Source organism: Quyinboa mangrovi, from assembly GCF_042219825.1.
Lineage (GTDB): Bacteria > Bacteroidota > Bacteroidia > Bacteroidales > UBA5342 > JBHJHP01.
In genome coordinates this window covers 1-1,028 of the sequence record NZ_JBHJHQ010000040.1, presented here as the reverse complement: position 1 = coordinate 1,028, position 1,028 = coordinate 1, and the positions used below count along the sequence as shown (strand labels likewise).

The following is a 1,028-nucleotide window of genomic DNA, read 5'->3' as shown; positions in this document are numbered from 1 at the left end:
GTATGTCGTCGTTTTCTGCTTGACAGTCTCCACTTCGTGGGACAGTCAACCGCACGACACCATACCGCGGGAACGTTATAGGTCAGTTTACAGACAATGATAGCTATTTACAAATAGGACAAAAAACTAATAATTATGACTGAAAAAATTAGGAGAATAAATAATCCATTAACAATAATTGCAATTTTTGCAGCATTAGCAGAAGTAAATGCTACTGTTTCTTTAGGATTAATACCAGAATCACTTCAAGGCATTTTTATATGGTTTGTATTAGGATTTCCTACTTTCCTTGTTGCAGGTTTTTTCATAACATTAAATTTTAATCCAAAAGTACTTTATGCCCCAAGTGATTTTAAAGATGAACAAAACTTTATAAATACTCTGACAGGAAAATTCAATCAAAAACAAGTTAACATTACTAAAGATAATATTAGTGAAATAGAAACGATACTTGACAGTGAAATTCTTGACGATGTTAGAGGTGTTCCAGGGAATGCTTCTGAAATGTTAAAATTTGGAAACGACTATTTTAAAGAACTTATTGAGAATATGAGAAAGAAACTCGAAGAAGAAAATATTTTTGAAAGTTTCGGATTCGGAATTCAGGCTGAAGACCTTTTCCTATTGTCATTAAGATATAATAAAGACAGATTTCCAAGAAATTTTGCTAATGAGCAAGAATATGTTATTAGATTTTTGATTAAGAATAATAAACTTTTTGCTGAAATACCAAGACTTAATTTAATTGAATCAAATTATAAAACTTTAGCAAAGGAGACTTTTCGACAGATTGAAGATACTCTTGAAAAACATTTAGATAAGAAAACCGACCTATAACAATGTATATACAAAATAGGCGAAGTAGTAGTAATTTCAACGGTTGTAGCCCGCTTAAACTTCTCTACGGCTTGATAAGTTTAAACCCCGCAATCGCCTACATTGCATATACTCAACGTTGTATTTAATACCGGGATTAGTTGTTTGATTATTTTAAACAGGCTTCCACCCTCTTTCGGCTGAAGCGGAGA

Annotated in this window: 1 protein-coding gene; it reads left to right on the top strand. The window is 32.1% G+C overall.

Annotated features, from left to right (window positions below):
• Positions 1 to 135 precede the first annotated feature (135 nt).
• A complete protein-coding gene (locus ACE1ET_RS20445) occupies positions 136 to 837 on the top strand; it encodes a hypothetical protein (protein ID WP_375730284.1) in 702 nt (233 codons plus the stop codon).
• Positions 838 to 1,028: the final 191 nt, after the last annotated feature.